The organism is Paenibacillus sp. AR247 (assembly GCF_002968895.1).
GTDB classification, from domain to species: domain Bacteria; phylum Bacillota; class Bacilli; order Paenibacillales; family Paenibacillaceae; genus Paenibacillus_AQ; species Paenibacillus_AQ favisporus.
The window spans coordinates 122,868-129,537 of record NZ_PCZT01000006.1 but is presented as its reverse complement, the minus strand read 5'-3'; the positions used below and the strand labels follow the sequence as shown (position 1 = coordinate 129,537).

General features: G+C 52.4%; 6 protein-coding genes. All 6 read right to left on the bottom strand.

Annotated elements, in window-relative coordinates; all coding sequences use genetic code 11:
* Positions 1 to 550: anhydro-N-acetylmuramic acid kinase (locus tag CPT76_RS05475; protein WP_258168112.1), on the bottom strand; the 550-nt coding region annotated here is incomplete at its 3' end.
* Between the two features lie 25 nt (positions 551 to 575).
* Positions 576 to 1,436 (bottom strand): carbohydrate ABC transporter permease, encoded by an 861-nt coding sequence (locus CPT76_RS05470; RefSeq protein WP_076171078.1) that lies wholly within the window; start codon positions 1,434 to 1,436, stop codon positions 576 to 578.
* Positions 1,437 to 1,568: 132 nt separating this feature from the next.
* Positions 1,569 to 2,471, bottom strand: a complete 903-nt coding sequence (locus CPT76_RS05465; RefSeq protein WP_105442184.1) for a carbohydrate ABC transporter permease — start codon at positions 2,469 to 2,471, stop codon at positions 1,569 to 1,571.
* 90 nt (positions 2,472 to 2,561) lie between these two features.
* Positions 2,562 to 3,983, bottom strand: a complete 1,422-nt coding sequence (locus CPT76_RS05460; protein WP_105442183.1) for an ABC transporter substrate-binding protein — start codon at positions 3,981 to 3,983, stop codon at positions 2,562 to 2,564.
* Between the two features lie 34 nt (positions 3,984 to 4,017).
* Positions 4,018 to 4,932 (bottom strand): N-acetylmuramic acid 6-phosphate etherase, encoded by a 915-nt coding sequence (murQ, locus tag CPT76_RS05455; protein ID WP_105442182.1) that lies wholly within the window; start codon positions 4,930 to 4,932, stop codon positions 4,018 to 4,020.
* Between the two features lie 578 nt (positions 4,933 to 5,510).
* Positions 5,511 to 6,670: sn-glycerol-1-phosphate dehydrogenase (locus CPT76_RS05450; protein WP_258168111.1), on the bottom strand; the 1,160-nt coding region annotated here is incomplete at its 5' end.

Sequence of the window (6,670 nt, the reverse complement as noted above, 5' to 3'; positions counted from 1 at the left end):
TGCCGCCGATGTTCTGCAGCAGCAGTGTCCGGTGTTCCTCCCGGTACAGCAAATATTCGGTAAAGGGAACCAGCGGCGCTCCCTGACCGCCGACAGCCATGTCCGCCGGCCGGAAGTCCGACACGCAAGGAATCCCTGTTCTTGCCGCGATGACCGCACCTTCTCCGATCTGCACGGTGTAATGTACGTTACGGCCATGGTACGGCTCCATGCTTGGAGCATGGTAGATCGTCTGACCGTGTGAACCGATCACTGAAACGTCCTCGGCGGACAGCCCCGCCTTTCCAATCACAGACAAAGCCGCCTCGGCGTACAGTTCTCCCAAAAGCACATTCATTTTTCCAACTCGGTCAACGGTTGCATTGCATGGATCGAATAAAGCAAAAATGTCTTCCCTGACACCCGCCGGGTAAGGCGAATTTTCAAAAGCGACCAGACGCACGCCTGGAGGCTCCTCCTGATTGCCGTTGATTTCCACGACTGCCGCATCGATGCCGTCCACCGACGTCCCGGACATCAGACCAACGGCATACCGGGGACGTCGGAGCACCGCTTTCCCCCCCTTTGTCCCCATATCAGCCCTTCACGGCTCCCACCGTGACTCCTTCCAGGAAGTACTTTTGCAGGCTGAAGAAGAGGATGAACATCGGCAGCGCGGAAATGGTGGCACCCGCCATCATCGGCGCAAAATAGGTCGTATTCGCAAACCGGAAGTTTTTCAGACCGACCTGAATCGTCTGCATATCCATCGTGTTTGTCACGAGGAACGGCCAGAAGAACGTGTTCCAGCTGTCCATAAAGGTCAGGATGGCCATGACCGCCAGCACCGTTTTGGACAGTGGCAGAATGATCCGGAAATAAATCTGGAACTGGTTGCAGCCTTCGATTTTGGCACATTCAAGGATTTCCCCAGGAATGCTGCCCATGAACTGTTTGGCCAAGAAAATGTTGTAGACCGTGACGAGGCCCGGCAAAATCAAGGCGCTGTAGGTGTTTTGAATATTGAAAATGTTGACGATCAAAATGTAAAGCGGAACCTGGGTCACCTGATAAGGGATCATCATGGCAATCAGCAGGATCGTAAACAGAACCGTTCTGCCCTTAAACTTGATTTTGGAAAACGCGTAACCCGCCAGGCTGGCGAAAAACACATTCGATACCATAACCGTCGTCGCCACGATCAGCGAGTTCAGCAGCCAGCGGTACGAATATTCGCTGTAATCAAAAAAGAATTTATAGGAGTCCAGCGTGAATTTGGTCGGAAACAGGGAATAGTTCGCTGCCCCCGCTTCGATCGGATCGCCAAAGGACGACATGATCATGAAATAAATGGGGAAAATCGTTGCTAATGCAAATAGGATCAAAATGATAATGATCACACCGTTTCTGGCGCGCTTTGCCGCCGGCTTTCCGGTATGTTCGCTGTAAAGTGCCATGTTCGGATCTTCCTCCTTACTTAAGAGATCAGAAAGTATAACTTCTTTCGCTTAAGCATCCTGATCTCGCAAGAAAAACTTCCGCGAAGCGCGGTCTGTCTTCTGTGAAATGACGCCTTAGCGACGTATTTCTTAATATTCCACGTCTTTGCCCATAAACTTGAACTGCACCAACGAGATCAGCGCGATAATCGCTGCGAGCACGAGGGACTGGGCTGCCGCTTTGCCGAATTCGAAGTACTTGAAGGCGTTGTTAAAGATCAGGAGACCTACCATCGTCGTCGAGTTGTCCGGGCCACCGCCTGTCATAAGGTACGCATTCTGGAACACCTGGAAGGAACCGATAACCCCGGTAACCAGCAGGAACAGCGTCGTCGGCTTCAGGCTCGGAATGACGATGTACCACAGCTTCTGAAAAAAGTTGGCGCCATCCAAATCGGCGGCTTCATAATAGCTGGAATCGATGCCGAGCAGCGCCGCCAAGTAAATGATAATGCTGGTGCCGTGGCTGGACAGCCAGGCCATCAGGACCAGCGAGAACATCGACGTGGCGCTGGAGCCAAGCCAGTTCTGGTTGCTGATGCCGAACAAGCTGATCAGCTTGTTGAAAATGCCTTCCGGCATCGGATCGAAGATCCACAGCCATACCACCGACAGCGCAACACCCGAAGCGACTGCAGGCAGGTAATAGACCGCCTTGAACGTCGTCTGCAGCTTTTTCTTCAGCGGCAGGATCAGAATCGCAATGGCGAAGGAGATGATTAACGATACGGGGACGGTTAAAATCGTGTACACGACCGTGTTGACCACCGATTTCCAAAACAAGGAATCCTTGAATGTGGCGATGTAGTTATCGAACCCCACATACTCTGAGCCGATCGGCTTGTATTTCTGGAAGCTGATAATAAACGCGCTCACGACCGGATAAGCGGTAAACATGGCGAAGACCACCAAAGCAACGGCGATAAAAGCATACGCCCAGGTTCCGTCTCCCCTAATTCTGCGTCTTTTGGCCGGTTTAGCTAGTTGAGCCATCTTTTGCGAAACTCCTTTCCTATCCCTTCTTACAGCCTATATATCGGATAGCCGCGTGACCCGCACACGGCTATCCGCTTAATTCAGGGATTAGTCTTTCACTACTCCGTCTTCACCGAACGCGGAAACCGCGGCGGACTTGACAGCATCGTACATCTCTTCCGGCTTGATCTCGCCGGCAATGAGCGCCTGCAGCTTCGGAACGATCACTTCGTCCTCCAGCTTGATGGCTTTGGCTTCCAGCTCAGCCGGGATGTCCGGACGGGCCGGCGCTGCGTTCTTCAGCATCGTTTCAACGGCTGCCTTGTTGTCCGCATCGCGTTCAACCGTCATGCTTTCCGCCGCTTTTCTGCCGCTTTCCGTAATTTGTGCGACGAAAAGGTCGTTGTTCGTGGTTGCGGCCACTTTGCCGCTGGCCAGGAAGTACAGCGCCTTCACGACGTTTTGCTTATGGGCTTCGCTCGGTTCCTTTTTGCCGCGGAATGCGACGTAACCGTCAACGGCTACGCTCGAAACGGCTTTTTCGCCCAGGAAGGACGGAACCGGAAGAACCGTGTAAGTTACAGGAATGCTGCCTTTGACCGCACTGCCGTCGTTGGCTTTGATTTTCTCATTGTTCGTGTTTGCGGATTTTTCGAAGGTCGCCATCCCTTTACCGGTGATCATCGTTTGGCCGGTCAGGAACATGTTCCAACGTTTACCCGCGTCGATGGAGCTCAATTCCTTCGGCATGGAGCCGTCGTCGATCAATGCGCGGATATCCTTAAGTACTTCAAGATAGTTTTTGCTGGTGTACGCGTATTTCAAATCTTGCGTAAATGCGGAAGGCATACCTGCATTTTTGATCAGAATGCCCAAATAGTCTTTCGAAGTAACGCCGGCGGTAGCAAATACGAATCCGTAACGGGACGTTTTGCCGCCTTCGGAAACGACGCCTTTCTTGATCGCTTCGCGGAACTCATCGAAGGTCCATCCTTGCTGCTGTACCTTTTTCCAATCGATGCCCGCCTTCTCGAGGAACTCGCGGTTGCCGCCCAGCGCGTGGACTTCCATATAAGCCGGGAAGCCGTACAGGCCGTCGCCCTTCTTCATGTATTCCAGCGGTCCTTTGTCGTAATCGTTGATCATTTCCGGTGTGGCGATGTCCTTGATGTCAAGCGCCATGCCTTGGTCAACATATTTGGAGATGCCGTCGGAACCGATAAACGCAATGTCCGGAGGGCTGCCGGCGTTCACCTGGGTATCAAGCTTCTGCGTCATGTCCTCCCAGCTGGCAGGTTCGATTTTCAGCGTAAGGTTCGGATATTTCTCCGTAAATTCCTTTTGAATGTCCGCGAAGGTGTCCTGGAAATTGCCCGATACCGGCGGCAGCAGCGCCGTAATGGTATCTTTCGCGTTCGGATCGGACGCTTCGGCCGATTTGGAATCGCCTTTGCCGCCGCAGGCCGTCAGTGTGGTCAGTGCCATGCTTACGGCAAATACGGATGCTAATACACGCATTCTTTTCTTCATGAACAACATGCCTCCTCAAGGATATCCTTTGGTATTAGACCACTTTCGAAAAATTGCGGATCGCCCTCTTCAGGCTCCCCTCGGCTTGATCCAGCGCTTGTTCCGCCGCCTGGGCGTCCAAGCCGGTTTTGATCATCATAATGGCCAGCTTGCAATTCATGGAAGCGCTTTCCAAATAGGAAAGTGCCGTCTTGTCATCGACCCCGGTTGCTGTCTTTATGATACGCACCGATCGGTCCCGCAGCTTGATATTGCTTGCTTTCAAGTCCACCATGAGATTGTTGTAGGTCTTGCCCAGCTTCACCATCGTACAGGTGGTCAGCATGTTCAGGACCATTTTCTGTGCAGTCCCCGCTTTTAATCTGGTTGATCCCATGATCACTTCCGGCCCTACGACAGGTGCTATGCATACGTCGCAGACGTGCTCCACTTTGGAATTTTTGTTATTGACGACGCCGATCGTAGCGGCTCCGATTTCCCCTGCCTTCTTCAAGGCAGCGATGACGAATGTCGCGCTTCCGCTGGCGCTGATGCCGATAACCGCATCCTTGTCTGTCACGCCGCACCTTTCAATTAAAGCGACCCCCTCCTCAGCATTGTCTTCATAACCCTCAACAGCAGTTCTCAGTGCTCCGTCTCCTCCGGCAATATGTCCTTGTACCAGCAAGGGATCCACGCCGAACGTGGGAGGACATTCAGAAGCGTCCAGCACACCGAGCCTGCCGGAAGATCCAGCCCCAACGTAAAACATTCTTCCACCATTCTTCAGCACATGATGGAGTGTGTCCACCGCCCTTACAATTTGCGGTATCTCTGCAGCGACTGCAGCCGGAACCTTGGAATCCTGTTCATTCATCAGGCGAACCATCTCTTCGGTTGAACATTCATCTATACTCAATGTTTTATCGTTGATCCCTTCTGTCGTTAACCCCGCCAGATACTCATCCATAGCCATCCCCCTATCCGTGTTGACTTCTATTTCTTGATTTCATAATAACGATAAATTTCATTCCGGTCAACGGTTTTTGAAATAATATTTTATTTCAGAAGTAATAATATTCTTTTATGGTAATTGTAAAAAAGTGCAGGCTGCTCCTGTTTGGGGCTGCTCCTGTTTGGCCGGTCTCGCTTTCTTGTTTTGTGCTTCGCACAAAGCCAAAGGCGCTCGACCCTCCAAACACTCGCTGCTGTAAGGGGTGGGTAATGCTGCTGTACAATCGCTTTGCTCTGTACAGAAAAACATAAGGCAGTGAGTATTAACTCACTGCCTGGCAATACTACACTGCCTTAGGTTCAGCAGTAAACATTACCTCGTCCTTTCATCATACCGAGTGAATACAACACATACGCTCCTAGGTCCGTGAAATATTATTTCACCGCAAAATAGGCCCTTTCTCTAATGAGAAATGAGCCCTTCGCATCTTAGATTAAAGTAGATTACACGCCTAGCGAATACTTTTCGATATAAAGATCGGGTACGCCCTTCCCGGCTTCCTTCATTTACACAACTAAACAATCATCTCTCGCTCAGGCTGTTCCTTCCTGGCGAGAAGCTAACAAAAAAACATCAAATTGTCCCAAACCATGAAAACGCAAAAAAGCCGCCATACCGGCGGCCCTTATTTGAGTATATTCATGATCGCCCAATTTTTTCACCAGAGCGTAATCGCTGCAACGTTTGCCAATCTTAATCACTTTCGCCGCTGATCGTTCACCGCCCGCAGCAGGGTATGGCGGTTCGGACGGATCTGGTCGGCTTCCGCGAGGCTTCGCTTCAGCAGCTCCGAATCGATGTCCAGCTCCTGAATTTCCGCGTCCAGCCGGTGGTACAGCTGCGAAATTTACCGCACAGGCGACGCCGACCTTGGCCCCATGCAGTACCGCCCTTCTGCCTTCACGCAAAAACGCCATTTCCCAATAATGGGATAAATGGTGCTCCGCTCCGGAAGCCGGGTGCGACTGGCCGAACAGCAGCATGGCAAAACCGGACTCGATCAAAGCTTGCGTCAGCACCCGGATTCCTTCCGGCGTACGGTCCGCGATCGCGTCGATGTGATCCACACACTGCTGCAGCGCTTTGGTCGTCATCTCCGCCACAATTTCGGAATAAGGCTCATCCGCCGTCAGACTCCCGAATTTCCAATCAAACAGCGACGTGCATTTGCCCAGCATGTCCCCGAAGCCGGCGGCGACCATCGTCCGCGGCGCAGCCGTCAAAATATCCAGGTCGGCGAAAATCGCCGCCGGGCCGATCGATTGAATCGTGATTTTCTCGCCGCGGATAATGAGCGGCGCTCCCTTGGAATTAAATCCGTCCACCGATGGGGCGGTCGGCACGGATACAAACGGGATACCTGCCGAGTATGCGGCAAATCTGGATACGTCGTGCAGCGTTCCTGATCCGAGCGCAACCACCGCATCTGCCTTAGTGGATTTCACGTCAAGCAGCAGCTGCACAATTGACCGCTCGTCGGCGATGACATCGCCCTGCTCATCAGAGGAAATGAACGTAACGCTTGCGTCAACCCCTGCTTCCGTAACGGATTCCATCAGCTGTTCGCCGGCGGCTGCAAAGGTATTCTTGTCAGCCGTGACGATTACGCGGCGGTAATCCTGGTCTTTTAAAAATGCGCCCGCCTTCCGGATCGCACCGCTTTCCAGCACGACCGGGCAAATGTCGGCGAGTC

Bases quoted from the DNA above. Each gene is read 5' to 3' on its own strand.
- CPT76_RS05470 (WP_076171078.1), bottom strand. From the start codon at position 1,436: ATGGCACTTTACAGCGAACATACCGGAAAGCCGGCGGCAAAGCGCGCC.
- murQ (WP_105442182.1), bottom strand. From the start codon at position 4,932: ATGGATGAGTATCTGGCGGGGTTAACGACAGAAGGGATCAACGATAAA.
- CPT76_RS05465 (WP_105442184.1), bottom strand. From the start codon at position 2,471: ATGGCTCAACTAGCTAAACCGGCCAAAAGACGCAGAATTAGGGGAGAC.
- CPT76_RS05460 (WP_105442183.1), bottom strand. From the start codon at position 3,983: ATGAAGAAAAGAATGCGTGTATTAGCATCCGTATTTGCCGTAAGCATG.